Annotated in this window: 15 protein-coding genes and 2 riboswitches; of the genes, 11 read left to right on the top strand and 4 right to left on the bottom strand. The window is 70.8% G+C overall.

What is annotated here, in order from left to right:
• Nucleotides 1-106 precede the first annotated feature (106 nt).
• Both AC5RUW_RS04050 and AC5RUW_RS04045 read right to left on the bottom strand, forming a co-directional pair.
• A complete protein-coding gene (locus AC5RUW_RS04050) occupies nucleotides 107-364 on the bottom strand; it encodes a metal-sensitive transcriptional regulator (RefSeq protein ID WP_494159497.1) in 258 nt (85 codons plus the stop codon).
• 85 nt (nucleotides 365-449) lie between these two features.
• The gene (locus AC5RUW_RS04045; protein ID WP_494159496.1) at nucleotides 450-1172 is read right to left on the bottom strand and encodes an AAA family ATPase; all 723 of its coding nucleotides are present in this window, start codon (nucleotides 1170-1172) and stop codon (nucleotides 450-452) included.
• 187 nt (nucleotides 1173-1359) lie between these two features.
• On the opposite strand from AC5RUW_RS04045, the gene AC5RUW_RS04040 reads away from it, so the two are divergent.
• From AC5RUW_RS04040 to AC5RUW_RS04020, 5 genes are all read left to right on the top strand, one after another.
• A complete protein-coding gene (locus tag AC5RUW_RS04040; protein WP_494159495.1) occupies nucleotides 1360-2424 on the top strand; it encodes an ABC transporter substrate-binding protein in 1065 nt (354 codons plus the stop codon).
• On the top strand, nucleotides 2424-3326 hold the full coding sequence (locus AC5RUW_RS04035; RefSeq protein ID WP_494159494.1) for an ABC transporter ATP-binding protein: 903 nt from the start codon (nucleotides 2424-2426) through the stop codon (nucleotides 3324-3326). The genes AC5RUW_RS04040 and AC5RUW_RS04035 overlap by 1 nt, the downstream gene beginning before the upstream one ends.
• Nucleotides 3323-4141, top strand: a complete 819-nt coding sequence (locus tag AC5RUW_RS04030; RefSeq protein ID WP_494159493.1) for an ABC transporter permease — start codon at nucleotides 3323-3325, stop codon at nucleotides 4139-4141. The genes AC5RUW_RS04035 and AC5RUW_RS04030 overlap by 4 nt, the downstream gene beginning before the upstream one ends.
• Nucleotides 4138-4920: an ABC transporter permease gene (locus tag AC5RUW_RS04025; RefSeq protein ID WP_494159492.1), complete on the top strand. Its 783-nt coding sequence runs from the start codon at nucleotides 4138-4140 to the stop codon at nucleotides 4918-4920. The genes AC5RUW_RS04030 and AC5RUW_RS04025 overlap by 4 nt, the downstream gene beginning before the upstream one ends.
• A 145-nt stretch (nucleotides 4921-5065) precedes the next feature.
• Entirely contained in the window at nucleotides 5066-6172 is a 1107-nt protein-coding gene (locus AC5RUW_RS04020) for a type I phosphomannose isomerase catalytic subunit (protein WP_494159491.1), read from the top strand.
• Here AC5RUW_RS04020 and AC5RUW_RS04015 read toward each other — a convergent pair whose 3' ends face one another.
• Nucleotides 6173-7564 carry an LLM class flavin-dependent oxidoreductase gene (locus AC5RUW_RS04015; protein WP_494159490.1) on the bottom strand — a complete coding sequence of 464 codons (1392 nt, stop codon included), beginning with the start codon at nucleotides 7562-7564 and terminating at the stop codon, nucleotides 6173-6175.
• Between the two features lie 6 nt (nucleotides 7565-7570).
• Nucleotides 7571-7663, bottom strand: a riboswitch (SAM riboswitch).
• 182 nt (nucleotides 7664-7845) lie between these two features.
• Nucleotides 7846-8011: riboswitch (SAM riboswitch) on the top strand.
• A gap of 5 nt (nucleotides 8012-8016) precedes the next feature.
• Here AC5RUW_RS04015 and AC5RUW_RS04010 point away from each other — a divergent pair.
• The 4 genes from AC5RUW_RS04010 to acs all read left to right on the top strand — a co-directional run bounded on the left by AC5RUW_RS04010 (nucleotide 8017) and on the right by acs (nucleotide 12906).
• The gene (locus AC5RUW_RS04010; RefSeq protein ID WP_494159489.1) at nucleotides 8017-8835 is read left to right on the top strand and encodes an ABC transporter ATP-binding protein; all 819 of its coding nucleotides are present in this window, start codon (nucleotides 8017-8019) and stop codon (nucleotides 8833-8835) included.
• Between the two features lie 125 nt (nucleotides 8836-8960).
• Nucleotides 8961-10001 (top strand): aliphatic sulfonate ABC transporter substrate-binding protein, encoded by a 1041-nt coding sequence (locus tag AC5RUW_RS04005; protein WP_494159488.1) that lies wholly within the window; start codon nucleotides 8961-8963, stop codon nucleotides 9999-10001.
• Entirely contained in the window at nucleotides 10001-10885 is an 885-nt protein-coding gene (locus AC5RUW_RS04000) for an ABC transporter permease (protein WP_494159487.1), read from the top strand. The genes AC5RUW_RS04005 and AC5RUW_RS04000 overlap by 1 nt, the downstream gene beginning before the upstream one ends.
• Nucleotides 10876-12906 (top strand): acetate--CoA ligase, encoded by a 2031-nt coding sequence (gene acs / locus AC5RUW_RS03995; RefSeq protein WP_494159563.1) that lies wholly within the window; start codon nucleotides 10876-10878, stop codon nucleotides 12904-12906. The genes AC5RUW_RS04000 and acs overlap by 10 nt, the downstream gene beginning before the upstream one ends.
• Here acs and AC5RUW_RS03990 read toward each other — a convergent pair.
• On the bottom strand, nucleotides 12903-13163 hold the full coding sequence (locus AC5RUW_RS03990) for a hypothetical protein (protein ID WP_494159486.1): 261 nt from the start codon (nucleotides 13161-13163) through the stop codon (nucleotides 12903-12905). The two genes, acs and AC5RUW_RS03990, sit on opposite strands and share 4 nt — an antisense overlap.
• 148 nt (nucleotides 13164-13311) lie before the next feature.
• Here AC5RUW_RS03990 and AC5RUW_RS03985 point away from each other — a divergent pair, with 148 nt between their 5' ends.
• The gene (locus AC5RUW_RS03985) at nucleotides 13312-14694 is read left to right on the top strand and encodes an O-acetylhomoserine aminocarboxypropyltransferase/cysteine synthase family protein (protein WP_494159485.1); all 1383 of its coding nucleotides are present in this window, start codon (nucleotides 13312-13314) and stop codon (nucleotides 14692-14694) included.
• Nucleotides 14687-15193, top strand: a complete 507-nt coding sequence (locus tag AC5RUW_RS03980) for a CoA-binding protein (protein ID WP_494159484.1) — start codon at nucleotides 14687-14689, stop codon at nucleotides 15191-15193. The genes AC5RUW_RS03985 and AC5RUW_RS03980 overlap by 8 nt, the downstream gene beginning before the upstream one ends.
• Nucleotides 15194-15211: the final 18 nt, after the last annotated feature.

Raw genomic sequence — 15211 nt, 5'->3', positions numbered from 1 at the left:
CGTGTCTTCAGGCTACCGGACTTATTCTGAGTAATTCAAAATAACTGAGGCATGTCACATTCCGGGGCGTTGCGGGGCGCGGTGCGGGCGGATGCCCGGGTGCGGGTCAGGCCAGGGAGAGGAAGAGCTTCTCCAGCTCCTTGCGGTCCATGTCCTCGCCGCCAGCGGCGTAGCACTGCTCCAGGCCGCTGGCGATGATGGCGAAGCCCGCCCGGTCCACGGCCTTGGAGACGGCGGAAAGCTGGGTGACCACGTCCTTGCAGTCCCGGCCCTCCTCGAGCATGCGGGTGACGGCGGCCAGCTGGCCCTGGGCGCGCTTGAGGCGGTTGATGACGGGGCCCATCTCGGCGGGATTCAGTTCCATGGAGCTTCCTTCGAACGGCTGCTGGAGTAGCTGCCAGTATACCCCCCTAGGTATTTCATGGACGGGTCCGCTCGTGCCGGGCGGCTCAGGAAAACAAGTGCCGCAGGTACCGCTCGGGAGCGTTGAGGTAGGAGCGCCAGTTGAACACCAGGTCCAGGTCCTCCCATTCGGCGCGGCGGATTCCGGTGTCGGAGGTTTCGTAGATCACGGCACCGGGCAGGGAGGCGAGCACCGGCGAGTGGGTGGCGCACAGCACCTGGCTGCCGGCGTCGGCCAGTTCGCCGAGCACTCCCATCAGGGCCAGCGTGGAGTTGAAGGACAGCGCCGCCTCCGGTTCGTCGAGGCAGTAGAAGCCGGTGCGGCCCATGTAGGACTCGATCACGGCCAGGAAGGATTCGCCGTGGCTCATGGCGTGGAAGTCGGGGCCGCCGAGCTCGTTCTGGAAGGTGTAGTAGCCGTGCATGGTCTCAGCGCGCAGGAAGAACCCCCAGCGGGGCACGCCGGGACGCTGCACCAGGGTCAGCAGGTCCGCGAGCGCGGATTCCGAGCGGAACGTCGAGTGCGCCGAATGCACCGTGCCGCCCTCGGGACCCAGCCCGTAGGCGGCCGCGGCGGCCTCCATCAGGGTGGACTTGCCGCTGCCGTTCTCCCCCACGAGGAAGGTGACCCCCGGGCCCAGCTCCAACCCGGAGTCCAGCACCTGGGCGACGGCGGGCACCGACGCCGGCCACGCGGACCGGTCCCAGGCGGCGTCGCGCGCGACCTGGATGCGGCGGACGAGGCGGGTGTCGCTGAACGGCGTGCTCACCAAGCCATTGTGCCCCGCCCCGCGCCTTCCCGCCGCCTTCGGCGCGGCCGGAAACACCTGCGGGCCGTGCCGTGCACCCAGCGTTAACACCGGCTTTACCGGCACGTAACGCCCCGTCGCGGCAGCCGAAACATGCCGTTCCTAGGCTCGGGCTGCCCTGTTCCTTCCACCGAAAGCCCTGGTACCCATGACCCTGACCCCGCGCCCGTCGCGTATGAAAGCCGCCCGCGTCCTCCTGGGCGTGGCCGCCGCCTCCAGCCTGCTGCTGGTCACCGCCTGCGGCGGGTCCGACGCCGACGCCGGAACGGAGGACGCGGACTACGGCACCGTGGACGTAAACCTGTCCTGGATCAAGAACGCCGAGTTCGCCGGCCTGTACTTCGCCGATGCCAACGGGTACTACGAGGAAGCCGGTTTCTCCGGGATCAACCTCATTGCCGGCGGCCCGAGCGGCACCTCCACCGAGGCCATGGTCCTTTCCGGCGGAGCCCTGGTGGGCACCTCCAGCCCGGTCGGCGTCGCGCCGGTGATCGTGGAGGAGGACGCGCCGCTGAAGATCATCGGCACCACCTATCAGAAGAACCCGTTCGCGATCATCTCCCTCGATGCCGCCATCGCAGCCCCTGAGGACCTGGTCGGCAAGAAGATCGGCGTGCAGGCCGGGGTCAACGAGACCCTCTTCGACGCGCTGCTGGAGATCAACGGCATCGACGCCGCCTCGGTGGAGAAGGTGCCGGTGCAGTACGACCCGCAGCCGCTGGTCAACGGCGAGGTGGACGGCTTCTTCGGTTACCTCACCAATGAGGCGCTGACCCTGGAGCTGGCCGGGCAGCCGCCCACCCTGCTGCCTTTCGCCGATCACGGGCTGCCGTTCATCGCCGAAAGCTTCGTGACCACCGACGAGGCGATCGAGACCCGGCGCGAGGAGCTCAAGGCGTTCCTGGAAGCCAGCCTGCGCGGCTGGCAGGACGCCGTCGACGACGCCGAGGAATCCGCCCGGCTCGCGGTGGAGGAATACGGTGCGGACCTGAACCTGGACATGGCCAAGGAGATCCGGCAGGCCGAGGAGCAGAACACCAGGCTGGTGGTCACCGAGGAGACCGAGGCCAACGGCCTGTTCACCGTCTCGGAGGAGCTCATGCAGCAGAACATCGACATCCTCAAGCTGGCCGGCTTCGACCTCACCGCGGAGCAGGTCTTCGACATGAGCCTGCTGGCCGAGGTCCTCGAAGAAAACCCGGAGTTGAAGTAATGCCACAGCGCACGCCCCTCAGGACCGCACCGCCTGCGCCGCCGTCGGCCCCCGCTTCCGGGGCGGCCGGCGGCGCCGCCCCGCTCCCGTCGTCCGGCACCGGCACCGGCACCGGCACCGGCACCGGCACCGGCATCAGCCTGCGCGGCCTGAGCAAGACTTTCGGCACCGGCCGGCGCACGGTCACCGCCCTCGACGACGCCAACCTGGGCACCGCCCGCGGTTCGTTCCTGTCGCTGCTCGGGCCGTCGGGCTGCGGCAAGTCCACCATCCTGCGGATCCTGGCCGGGCTCGAGACGCCCTCCGCCGGCGACGTCCTCGTGGACGGCAAGACCCCGGAGGAGCTGCGCCGCGGCCACGAGCTCGGCATCGCCTTCCAGGACTCCGCCCTGCTGCCCTGGCGCAGCGTGTACGCGAACATCCGGCTGCCGCTGGAGGTCGCCGGGATGCCCGCCGACGACGCGTACATCCGGGAGCTGATCGGCCTGGTCGGCCTGACCGGCTTCGAAAAGGCCCGCCCGGCGCAGCTGTCCGGCGGCATGCGCCAGCGCGTCTCGATTGCCCGGGCGCTGATCCTCAAACCCTCCGTGCTGCTGCTGGACGAGCCTTTCGGCGCCCTGGACGACATGACCCGGCAGCGCCTGAACCTGGAACTGCTGCGCATCTGGACCGAGAAACCGGCGACCACCCTGATGGTCACCCACGGCATCTCCGAGGCGATCTTCCTCTCCGACACGGTGGCGGTCATGAGCCCGCGGCCGGGCCGGATCAAGGAGGTCATCACCGTGGACCTGCCCCGGCCGCGGACGCCGGAGATGATGCGCACCCCCGAGTTCCATGCCCTGCACGATTACGCGTCCGAGCTGCTGTTCGGCGGCGCCGGTGCCGCGGAGGCGCCGTGAACCGCCGGCAGCTTCCCCCTTGGACCGTCGGCGCCGCGGGCGCCGTCGGAGTGCTGGCCCTCTGGTGGATCGGGGCGGCCACGTTCCTGCGCGGCGTCGGCGCACCGCCCGACGGCGGCCCGGGCGCCATTCCGACGCCGTGGGCCGTGCTGCGCCAGCTGGCGGCCGACGGGTGGGGCTTCTACCAGCGCAACGCGTCAGTGACGCTGGCCGAGGCCGGCGCCGGGTACCTGTGGGGCAATGCGCTCGCCCTGGGCCTGGCGTTCCTGGTGCTGCTGGTGCCGCAGCTTGAGCGCCTGGCCACCCAGCTGGCCGTGGTCAGCTACTGCCTGCCGGTGGTCGCCGTCGGGCCGGTGATCTTCATCGTGCTGGGACCGCCGCGCACCGGCGAGGCCTCCGGCACCGCCGTCGCCCTGGCCGCCCTCTCCGTCTTCTTCACCACCATGGTCAGCGCGCTGGCCGGGCTGAAGGCCGCCGACCGCGCCTGCCTCGACGTGGTGACGGTCTTCGGCGGCCGGCGCATCCACCAGCTGGTCAAGGTGCGGATCATCGCCGCACTGCCGGCGGTGCTGGCGGCGCTGAAGATCGCCGCTCCGGCCGCACTGCTCGGCGCGATCCTCGGCGAATACGTGGGCGGCGTTGACCGCGGCCTGGGTCCGGCCATGGTGAACGCGCAGCAGACCCTGGAAACCGCCCGGGTCTGGGGCGTGGCCCTGGCCTGCACCGCCCTCGCCGGTGCCGCCTACGGGCTGCTCGGGCTGCTGTCCCGGTGGGCTGCACCGTGGGCCGTCGGCACCAAGGCAGGTGCCCTGTGACCGGGGCTCTGCGCGCCACGGGGCGGCTGGTGCTCGGCCTGGCTGCGTCGCTGGCGGTGGTGGGCATCCTGTGGATCGCGCTGCTGCGCATCTTCGACGTCTCCGCCTACATCGGCAAAGGCCCGGCGGATGTGTTCAGCTACCTGCTCCTGGACGCCGACGCCGGCGCGAACCAGGCGCTGGTGCTGGCCGAACTGGGGCACACCCTGCTGGACGCGGGCATGGGGTTTGCGGCCGGTATGGCCGCCGCCCTGCTGGCCGCGACGCTGTTTACCCTGTTCCGCGGGGTGGAGCAGGCGCTGATGCCGCTGGCCATGCTGCTGCGCTCGGTGCCGCTGGTCGCGCTGGCGCCCATGATCATCCTGATCTTCGGCCGCGGACAGGTCACAGTGGCGGCGATGGGCGGCATCGTGGTGTTCTTCCCCGCCCTGGTGACCATCGTCGTCGGGCTCCGTTCCGCGTCCCCGGTGATGCTGGAGGTCATCCAGGTCTACGGCGGCAGCCGGTGGGACGCGTTCCGCAGGGTCGCCCTGCCGTCGTCGGCACCGGCGTTCTTCACGGCACTGCGCGTGTCCATTCCCGGGGCGCTGACCGGGGCGCTGCTGGCCGAGTGGCTGGCGACCGGGCAGGGCATCGGATACGGCATCGTGTCGGCGGTGTCCCGCGCGCGCTACGACTACGTGTGGGCGGCGGTGGTGGCGGTGACGCTCGCCTCGATCCTGTTGTACGCGCTGGTTGCGGCGGTGGAGGCAGCGGTGAAACGGCGCGCGGGGGTGTAGCGGACGGCACTCGGAGCGGGCCGGGACAGGCACGAAAATCATGCCGCCGAAGGCATAAACTGGGAGGACTGGTTGTGTTTGTGTCGGACACAACCGGCTCCAATAGCATCGTGCCTGTCCCATCCTGGTGATGTAAGTGACCCCCGTGCGTACTGATTCCGCACTCTCAAGGTCCGGAGCGCCCGCTCCCCGACCTTCTTCCCCTTCTCCCCGCAGCCTGCTCATCGACTGGAACCCGGAAACGTACCGGCAAACGCTGGCCCGGTTCACTCCGGAGCAGGCCGCTGCGTTGCCGCATCCGGTGACCGGGTCCGGCTCGCCGTTTCCCTTCCGCCTCTGGGTCCTGGATGCCGAGGTTCCGCTGCCGATCATGTTGCACCCGCATTGGGAGCAGGCTCTCGCGGGCTTTGTGCGGGAACAGGCCCGCGGCGTGCCGCTGGGCGCCGGAAACCGCAACTACAAGGACCGCGAGCCGAAGTGTGAGGTCGCCGTGGCCCTCACGCCCCTGCAGGTGCTTGCCGGGGAACGGACCATGGAGGAGCTCCAGGCCATCGCCGACGGCTTGGAGCTGCCCTGGCTGCATTCCTACCTCCGCTTCCGCCATGAGACGGCCGTCCACTCCGTGCTCCGCATGTCGCCGGGCGAACTGGCTGCCGCCCTGCGGGAAACCGCCGACGCCGTGGAGCGGGCCCAGGGTCTTGACGGACCTGCCGCGGAGGCGGCGGCCGTGGTGCGCCGGCTGCAGCAGCTCTTCCCCCGGGACCGCGGCATCCTGCTGGCCGTCTGCATGCAGCTGATCCAGCTCGATCCCGGCCACGCAGCCGTGATTCCTCCGGGATGCCTGCACACGTATCTCTCCGGCCAGGCCGTGCTGGTGATGGGCACCTCGGAGAATGCGCTGAAGGCCGGCCTGACCAAGGAGTACGTGGACCTCTGTGAACTCCAGCAGCTGACCGGCGGCGGACAGCCGAACCCTTCCCCCCTGCCCGTGCCCGACGTCGGCGACGGCGAACAGCGCATCCCTCTCTGGAGCGGCGGCCTGGACCTGCGGAGGGTGGTCGTGGCCGAGGATCCCAAGCAGGTGCGGGTAGGACCGTTCAGCGTCCTGCTGGCGGCGACGGCGCCCGCCGGAGTCACCGTCCACGGGGCCGCCGCGGACCTGGAGCCCGAAGCGAAGGTCCTCTACGTCGGAGAACCCGCGACGGCCACCTTCACCGGGCCGTCCCAGGTTTTCGTGGCCTCGACGCTCTGATCAGCGGGAAACCTCCGCGAGCCGGAACCGCGCGCCGCGGTGGGTCGCCGGCAGCTTGTCCCCCGCGCCGAAGAGCTTGTGCCGGAGCGTGCCCGGCTCATACGCCGTCCGGTACGCGCCGCGCTTCTGCAGCTCCGGCACCACGAATTCGACGATGTCCTCGAACGTGCCCGGAGTGATGGCGTAGGCCAGGTTGAACCCGTCCACGTCGGTGTCCTCCACCCAGCGGATCAGCTCCTCGGCCACCTCGGCGCCGGAGCCCACCAGGCGCGGGCCCAGTCCGCCGATGCCGGCCGCGGCGGCGATGTCGCGCACCGTCCACGGTTCCGCGCCGTCGTCGCCGGTTTGGAAGTTCGCGACGGCGGACTGGATGGCGTTGGACTGCACGTCACCGATGGGGGCGTCCAGGTCGAATTGTGACAGGTCGATGCCCATCCACCCCGACAGCAGCGCGAGCGCGCCCTCGGTGCTGGCGTAACGCTGGTACTCCTCGTGCTTGGCGGCGGCGGCCTCCGCGGTGGCGTCGGTGATCACGGTCAGCAGCGTGTAGATCTTCACGTCGTACCGGTTCCGGCCGGCGGCCTCCACCGCGTCGCGGATCCGCTGCACGGTGGCCTTGAGCTTCGCTTTGCTGTGCGCGCCGACGAACACCGCCTCGGCGTTCTCGGCGGCGAACGCGACGCCGCGCGGCGAGGCTCCGGCCTGGTAGATCACCGGGGTGCGCTGCGGCGAGGGTTCGGTGATCGCGATGCCCGGCACCGTGAAGTACTTGCCCTCATGGCGGATCGGATGCACCTTCGCCGGGTCGGTGAACACGCCGGTTTCCGGATCGCGGACGACGGCGTCGTCCTCCCAGGAGCCTTCGAGCAGCTTGTAGACCACCTCGAGGTATTCGTCGGCGTGGTTGTAGCGCTCGTCGTGTTCGAGCTGGTCCGTCTGGCCCATGTTCCGCGCCGCGGAGGGCAGGTAGCCGGTGACGACGTTCCAGCCCACCCGGCCGCGGGTCAGGTGGTCCAGGGTGGCCAGGCGCCGGGCGAAGGGGTACGGGTGCTCGTAGGCGGTGCCGGCGGTGACGCCGAAGCCCAGGTGCTCGGTTACATGCGCCATGGCCGAGACGGTCAGCAGCGGATCGTTGACCGGCACCTGCGTGCCCTGGCGCAGGGTCGCGTCGTTGGAGGCGCCGTACACGTCGTAGGTGCCCAGCACGTCGGCGATGAACAGGCCGTCGAACAGGCCCTTCTCCAGGGTCTGCGCCAGGTCCGTCCAGTAGCCCAGGTCCGTGTAGCTGGCCGAGCGGTCCTGCGGATGCCGCCACAGGCCGGGCGACTGGTGGCCCACGCAGTTCATGTCGAAGGCGTTGAAACGGATCTGGCGGCGCGCGGAAGCAGGCATGAGATTCCTCCATCGGTCCTGGCAGTAGCACCGTCCCTGCGGAACAGGGGGTTGCTGCGGCGTCGACGAGCCAGGTCTCTCGGCCGCTCCGGATGGGTACGCGTCCCATCGTGGGCCGATCCCGGCCCGGCTGGCAAACGTTCCGGGTCACAGGCCGTAATGCCCGACGCCGGGCAGCACTCCTCTGCGCCGGAACGACGGCCGGCACCGGGCCGGGCAGGTGCAGGAAATGTTACGACCGGACTTGCCGGATCCCGGGGCGGGGGCGTTTAGTGGTCTCTTGACCATCCCGAGCGGCTGAGAGACCTGGCTCCGTGACGCCGCAGCAACCCTGGTCGCCGTGCTTCCTCCTTGAGGCGCGGTGATAACGAGGAGACCGCCGCAGGAGGCCCGCACTGCGGGTCCAGGGCGATCTCCGTAGGGTGCTACTGCCAGGATCGATGGAGAAATCTATGACACCTGTGCTGGCATCCCAGTCCCCTGCCGCCGCCGAGACCCGGCGCGGCTCCGCCCTTCCCGTCACCTTCAGCGCCCTGGAACGGACCTTCGGCTCCGGGCCCCAGGCGCACACCGTGCTCCGCGACGTCGACTTCGAGGTCCGCGCCGGTGAGGTGCTCGCCATCCTCGGCGCCTCCGGCTGCGGCAAGTCCACCCTGCTGCGCGCCGCCGCAGGCCTGGACCACCCCACCCGCGGCTCCGTCCTGATCGACGGCACCCCGGTCTCCGGCATCGACGAACGCTGCGCCGTCGCCTTCCAGGAACCGCGGCTGCTGCCGTGGCAGACCCTGCAGGCGAACATCGCCATGGGCCTGCCCCGCGGCATCAGCGCCAGCGCCGGCAAGGCCAAGGTGGCCGAACTGCTGGAGCTGGTGGAGCTCGGCCGGTTCGCCAAGCACCGCCCGACGGCGGTCTCCGGCGGCATGGCCCAGCGCGCCTCCCTGGCCCGTGCACTCGCCCGCACCCCCGGCGTCCTGCTCCTCGACGAGCCGTTCGGCGCCCTGGACGCGCTGACCCGGCTGAAGATGCAGGACCTCCTGCTCGACATCCACCGGGCGACCCCCGCCACCGTGCTGCTCGTAACCCACGACGTCGACGAGGCACTGCAGCTCGCGGACCGGATCATCGTCCTGGGCCGCGACGGCGGGGCACCCGGCGCCACCATCACCCGGGTCATCGACGTACCCGGCGAGCGCCCGCGGGACCGCGCCTCGGCCGAGCTGGCCCGAATGCGTGTCGAGCTGCTCGAAAGCCTCGGCGTCGAACGCCGCTAGGCCCCCGACGCCACCGGATCCCTCCGCTTCCCCTTCCTTCCGTCCCGCCGTCGTCCTCCCGACGCCGGCTCCGGGACCTTCGTGTCCCGACCCCAGCTTCAGCACGTTCCCAGCAAAGGACTCCCATGAACAGCCGTTCCCTCCGCCGCCCGATCACCCTGCTGGCCGCCGCGGCCGCCGCCGTCTCCCTGGCCCTGACCGGCTGCGTGGCCGGCGAGGACGCCGCCGATCCCGCCGCCGCGGGCACCGGCGACGGCGGCACCCTGAACATCGACTTCGCCACCTACAACCCGCTGTCCCTGGTCATCAAGGACCAGGGCTGGCTGGAGGAGACCCTGGCCGAGGACGGCGTCGAGGTGAACTGGGTGCAGTCCGCCGGCTCCAACAAAGCCAACGAGGCGCTGCGCGCCGGGGCGATCGACGTCGGCTCCACCGCCGGCTCGGCCGCCCTGCTGGCCCGCTCCAACGGCTCCCCGATTAGGACCATCAGCATCTACTCCCAGCCGGAATGGGCAGCCCTGCTGGTGGCCCCCGACTCCGGGATCACCTCGGTGGCGGACCTGGCCGGCAAATCCGTGGCCGCGACCAAGGGCACCGACCCGTACTTCTTCCTCGTCCAGGCGCTGGAGGAGGCCGGGCTGGAAACCTCCGACGTCACCGTGCAGAACCTGCAGCACGCGGACGGGCGCACCGCCCTGGAGAACGGCTCCGTGGACGCCTGGGCCGGGCTGGACCCGATCATGGCCGGCGCCGAGCACGCCGGCGCCGAACTGTTCTACCGCAACCTGGACTTCAACACCTACGGGTTCCTGAACGCCACCGAGTCCTTCCTCGAAGAACAGCCCGAGGTCGCGCAGGCCGTGGTGAACGCGTACGAGAAGGCCCGCGCCTGGGCTGCCGAGAACCCGGAGGAAACCGCGCAGATCCTGGCCGACGTCGCCGGCCTGGACCTGGAGGTGGCCCGCACCGTGATCCTCGAACGCAGCAACCTCGACGTCGACCCCGCCCCGGGCGAGGCGCAGCGCACCGTCCTGGAGAAGGTCGGCCCGAGCTTCGTGGAGACCGGCGACGTCGCAGACCAGGCCGCCATCGACGAGGCCATCGCCACCCTGCTCGATGACTCCTTCGTGCAGAAGGCCGATCCGGCCGCGGTCAAGGACTCCTGATGGCGCAGATCGGCAACCCCTACCTGACCGGCGACAGCACGGCACCGGCTTCAGCGGCCGGGACAGTGGACGGCCGGCCTGACTCAGCGCAGCCCGCCGTCGCCCGCCGCGCTCCCGGTGCCGGCCTCCTCGGCAGCCGGTGGGCCCGGCTGGGCCTCGGCCTGCTGGTGCCCGCCCTGATCCTCGCCGCCTGGCAGGCCGTCACCGCCGCCGGGCTGTTCAGCCCGGTGCAGCTGCCCTCCCCGACGGCCGTCGCCACCGCCGCCTCCGACCTCATCTCCCGCGGCGAGCTGGGCCTGCACGTGGCGATCTCCACCCAGCGGGTCCTGATCGGCTTCGCGATCGGCGCCGCCCTCGGCCTGGTGCTCGGCGCCCTGCTCGGCCTGTCCCGGCTGGCGGACGTGCTGCTCGGCCCGGCGATCGGCGCGCTGCGGGCGGTGCCGTCGCTGGCCTGGGTGCCGCTGCTGATCCTCTGGATGAAGATCGGCGAGGACTCGAAGATCACCCTGATCGCGATCGGCGCGTTCTTTCCGGTGTTCACCACCGTCTCGCTGGCCCTGCGCCATGTGGACGCGAAGCTGGTGGAGGCCGCCCGCGCCTTCGGCCTGAACGGGCTGCGGCTGCTGCGCACGGTGCAGCTGCCCGCCGTCGTGCCCTCGGTCTTCTCCGGCCTGCGGCTGGCCCTGGCCCAGGCCTGGCTGTTCCTGGTGGCCGCGGAGCTGATCGCCTCATCGATGGGGCTGGGCTTCCTGCTGACCGATTCGCAGAACAACGGGCGGACCGACCGGCTGCTGCTGGCCATCGTGCTGCTGGCCGTGATCGGCAAGGCCACCGATGCGCTGCTGGGCATCGTCGAGCGGTGGGCGGTGCGGCGATGGGCCTGAACCTCACCGATGCATTGCAGCCCGGCCACGCGGGCGTTCCGGCGGCCAGGCCCGACGGCGCCGGCGGCTTCGGCGGCTTCGGCGGCTTCGCCTCCGAGGCGGAGCGGATCGCGTTCTGGGAGGACGCCGCCCGCCGGCTGCAGTGGGAGACGCCCTGGCACACCACGCACACCTTTGACCGGCCGCGCCGGCTCTCCGGCCCGGAGGTTCCGGCGGCCGACGCCGAGTACACCGTGCCGACGATCGAATGGTTCGCCGGCGGCACCCTGAACGTGGCGGTGAACTGCGTGGACCGGCACGTGGCCGCCGGGCGCGGGGACAAGGTGGCCCTGCACTTCGAGGGCGAGCCCGGCGACCGCCGCACCGTCACCTACGCCGACCTGCAGCGGGAGGTGTCCCGGGCCGCCAACGCGATGCTGTCCTTGGGCATCGGCCGCGGCGACCGGGTGGTCATCTACCTGCCGGTCATCGTGGAAACCATCGTCATCACCCTGGCCTGCGCCCGGATCGGGGCCGTGCATTCCCTGGTCTTCGGCGGCTTCTCCGCCGAGGCGCTGAAGTTCCGGGTGGAGGACACCGGCGCCAAGCTGCTGGTCACCACCGACGGGCAGTTCCGCCGCGGCGCCGCCGTCCCGGTCAAGGCCAATGCCGACGAGGCGGTCTCCGGCGACAACGCCATTGAGCACGTGCTCGTGGTGCGCCGCACCGGCTCGGACATCGCTTGGACCGAGGGCCGGGACCTGTGGTGGCACGAGACCGTGGACACCGCCTCCGACGTCCACGTTCCCGAGGCGTTCGACGCCGAGACGCCGCTGTTCATCATGTACACCTCCGGCACCACGGGAAAGCCCAAGGGCCTGGTGCACACCATGGGCGGCTACCTCACCCAGGCCTCCTGGAGCCATGAGTACCTGTTCTCGCACCCCGGCCCCGCGCAACGGGACGCGGATGTGCACTGGTGCACCGCGGACCTGGCCTGGGTCACCGCGCACACCTATGAGATCTACGGGCCGCTGTCCAACGGCGTCACCCAGGTGATCTACGAGGGCACCCCGGCGGTGCCGCACCCGGGCCGGCATTTCGAGATCATCGAACGCTACAAGGTCACCAGCTACTACACCGCGCCCACCCTGGTCCGGTCCCTGATGGGCGCCTTTCCCGACGGCGTGCCGGACACCTGGGACCTGTCCTCGATCCGGCTGCTCGGCACGGTGGGCGAAGCGGTGAACCCGGAGGCGTGGCGCTGGCTGCGGCAGAACCTGGGCCGCGGCGAGGTGCCCATGGTGGACACCTGGTGGCAGTCCGAAACCGGGGCCACCATCCTCTCCCCCCGTCCCACGGACTCTTCGTTCAAGCCCGGCTGCGCCACCCGCGCCCTGCCCGGCGTCTCCACCCGGATCGTCGACGAGGCCGGCGCCACCGTCCCTGCGAACACCCAGGGCTTCATCGTGGTGGACCGGATCGGCCCCGCCATGGCACGCACGGTCTGGGGCAACCCGCAGCGCTACCTGGACTCCTACTGGCGCGCCTACGCCGAGCAGGGCTGGTTCCTGGCCGGCGACGGCGCGAAGTACGACGACGACGGCGACACCTGGATCCTCGGCCGGGTGGACGACGTGCTGAACGTGTCCGGGCACCGGCTGTCCACCATCGAGATCGAGTCCGCGCTGGTCTCCCATCCCTGGGTGATCGAGGCCGGCGTCTGCCCGGCCGCGGATCCGCTCACCGGGCATGCGGTCGTCGCGTTCGTGGTGCTGTCCGAGGACGCCGAGCCGGAGAACGCCACCACGGTGCTGCGCGCCCACGTCGCGAAGCTGATCGGCCCGATCGCCAAGCCCGCCGCCGTCGTGCCCGTGCCGGACGTGCCGAAGACCCGTTCCGGCAAGATCATGCGCCGGCTGCTCACCCAGCTGTTCGAAGGCAGCACGCTCGGCGACACCACGAGCCTGCAGAACGAGCCGTGCATCCCGGCGATCGCGCGGATCTGCGCGTCGCGGCGGGCCGGCGGGACGGCGGCCTAATGCCGGCGCGCCAAGGTCACCCGATCCATCACCACGGAGCCGCCGACGAGTTCCTGCACCCGCAGAAACTCCGTGGGCGAGACCTCCAGCACCATCGTGTCGGCCCGCGGCGGCAGCAGCTCCTCGTGCCCGCCCTCCATCAGTTCAAGCAGCAGCGCGGTGGCCTCCGCCTGCGGCATCGGATCGGTGAAGGTGATGGTGTGCGTGGCGGCGGCCCGGCGGTATCCGGTCTCAATCACGATCACGTACTCGTCCATTGCCGGTTCCCCTCGTCCGTGGTCCGTCCGCAGGGGCTGCGGCCCTGGCCGGCCCGGCCCCGTCCCCCATTCTTGGCCGCACCGGAGCAAGTTGCAACGCCTGCCCCGCCCGCAGCCGCCCAGTCCCCTCAGGAAGGAGCACTCTGCCATGAGTGACCGCCCATTTGGTTTCCGCACGCGCGCCCTGCACGCCGGCGGCACCCCGGACGCGGTGCACGGTGCCCGCGCCGTGCCCATCTACCAGTCCACCTCGTTCGTGTTCAAGGACACCGACGACGCCGCGAACCTCTTCTCGCTGCAGAAGTACGGCAACATCTACTCGCGGATCGGCAACCCGACGGTCGCCGCGTTCGAGGAGCGCATCGCCGCCCTGGAGGGCGGGATCGGGGCGGTCGCGACGGCGTCGGGCATGTCCGCCGAGTTCGTCACCTTCGCCGCGCTCTGCTCCTCCGGGGACCACATCGTGGCGGCCTCCCAGCTGTACGGCGGTACGGTGACCCAGCTGGACGTGACCCTGCGCCGGTTCGGGATCGAGACCACGTTCGTGCCCGGCACCGATCCGGCCGACTACGCGGCGGCCATCCGGGAGAACACCAAGGCCGTGTACGCCGAGGTGGTGGCCAACCCCTCCGGCGAGGTCACCGACATTGAGGCCCTCGCGAAGGTGGCGCACGAGGCCGGGGTGCCGCTGATCCTCGACGCCACCCTGTCCACCCCGTACCTGGTGCGGCCCTTCGAGCACGGCGCGGACATCGTGATCCACTCCGCCACCAAGTTCCTGGGCGGGCACGGCACCACCTTGGGCGGCGTCGTCGTCGAATCCGGGCGGTTCAACTGGGGCAACGGCAAGTTCCCGGCGATGACCGAGCCGGTGCCCTCCTACGGCAACATTTCCTGGTGGGGCAACTTCGGTGAGTACGGGTTCCTGACCAAGCTGCGCTCGGAGCAGCTGCGCGACATCGGACCCACGCTCTCCGCGCAGTCGGCGTTCTCGCTGCTGCAGGGCGTGGAGACCCTCGCCCCGCGGATGGATGAGCACCTGGCCAACGCCCGTGCGGTGGCCGAGTGGCTGGAGGCCGACGAGCGGGTGGCGTGGGTGTCCTACGCCGGGCTGGAATCCCACCCGCATTACGAGCGGGCAAAGAAGTACCTGCCCAAGGGCCCCGGCTCGGTCTTCAGCTTCGGTGTGAAGGGCGGCCGGGCGGCCGGGCAGGTGTTCATCGAATCCCTGCTGCTGGCCTCGCACCTGGCCAACGTCGGCGACGCCCGCACCCTGGTGATCCATCCCGGGTCCACCACCCACCAGCAGCTGTCCCCCGAGCAGCTGGCCGCCGCCGGCGTGCCGGAGGACCTGGTGCGGATCTCCGTGGGGCTGGAGGACCTGGAGGACATCCTCTGGGACCTCGACCAGGCGCTGACCGCCGCCGCTGCCGCAGGTGCGGCTCCCGCCGTCTCCGCAGCCGATGCGCCGGCCGCCGCGGCGTCCTGCTCCCTGCCCGCCGCCGAGACCCAGGAGTCCGCCCATGTCTGAGAACACCGCCACCACGGAGCGCACCTGGACCGGCCCGAGCGCCCCGGAACGCCTGGCGCTGCTGCGCCGGGCGAAGTCCATCGCCATTGTCGGCGCCTCGGACAAGCCCTCCCGGGCGTCCTACTTCGTTGCCACGTATCTGCTCTCCTCCTCGCCGTACCGGGTGTATTTCGTGAACCCGGTGGCGAAGGAGATCCTCGGGCGGCCGGTCTACGCCTCGCTGGCGGACCTGCCCGAGGTCCCGGACATCGTTGACGTGTTCCGCCGCCATGACGACCTGCCCACCGTGCTGGCCGAGGCGAAGGCCGTGGGCGCCAAGGCGCTGTGGCTGCAGCTGGGTGCCTGGCACGAGGAGGTGGCGCGGGACGCCGAGGCCGCCGGCATGGACGTGGTGATGGACCGGTGCGTGAAGATCGAGCATGCCCGGTTCCACGGCGGCCTGAACCTGGCCGGCTTCAACACCGGGGTGATCTCCTCGAAACGGCAGCTCACCGCCTGAGCCGGCGGGCGGAGCGCC

The sequence above is a fragment of the Arthrobacter sp. Y3222053 genome, from assembly GCF_059092805.1.
This window is presented reverse-complemented; position numbering and strand designations above follow the sequence as displayed.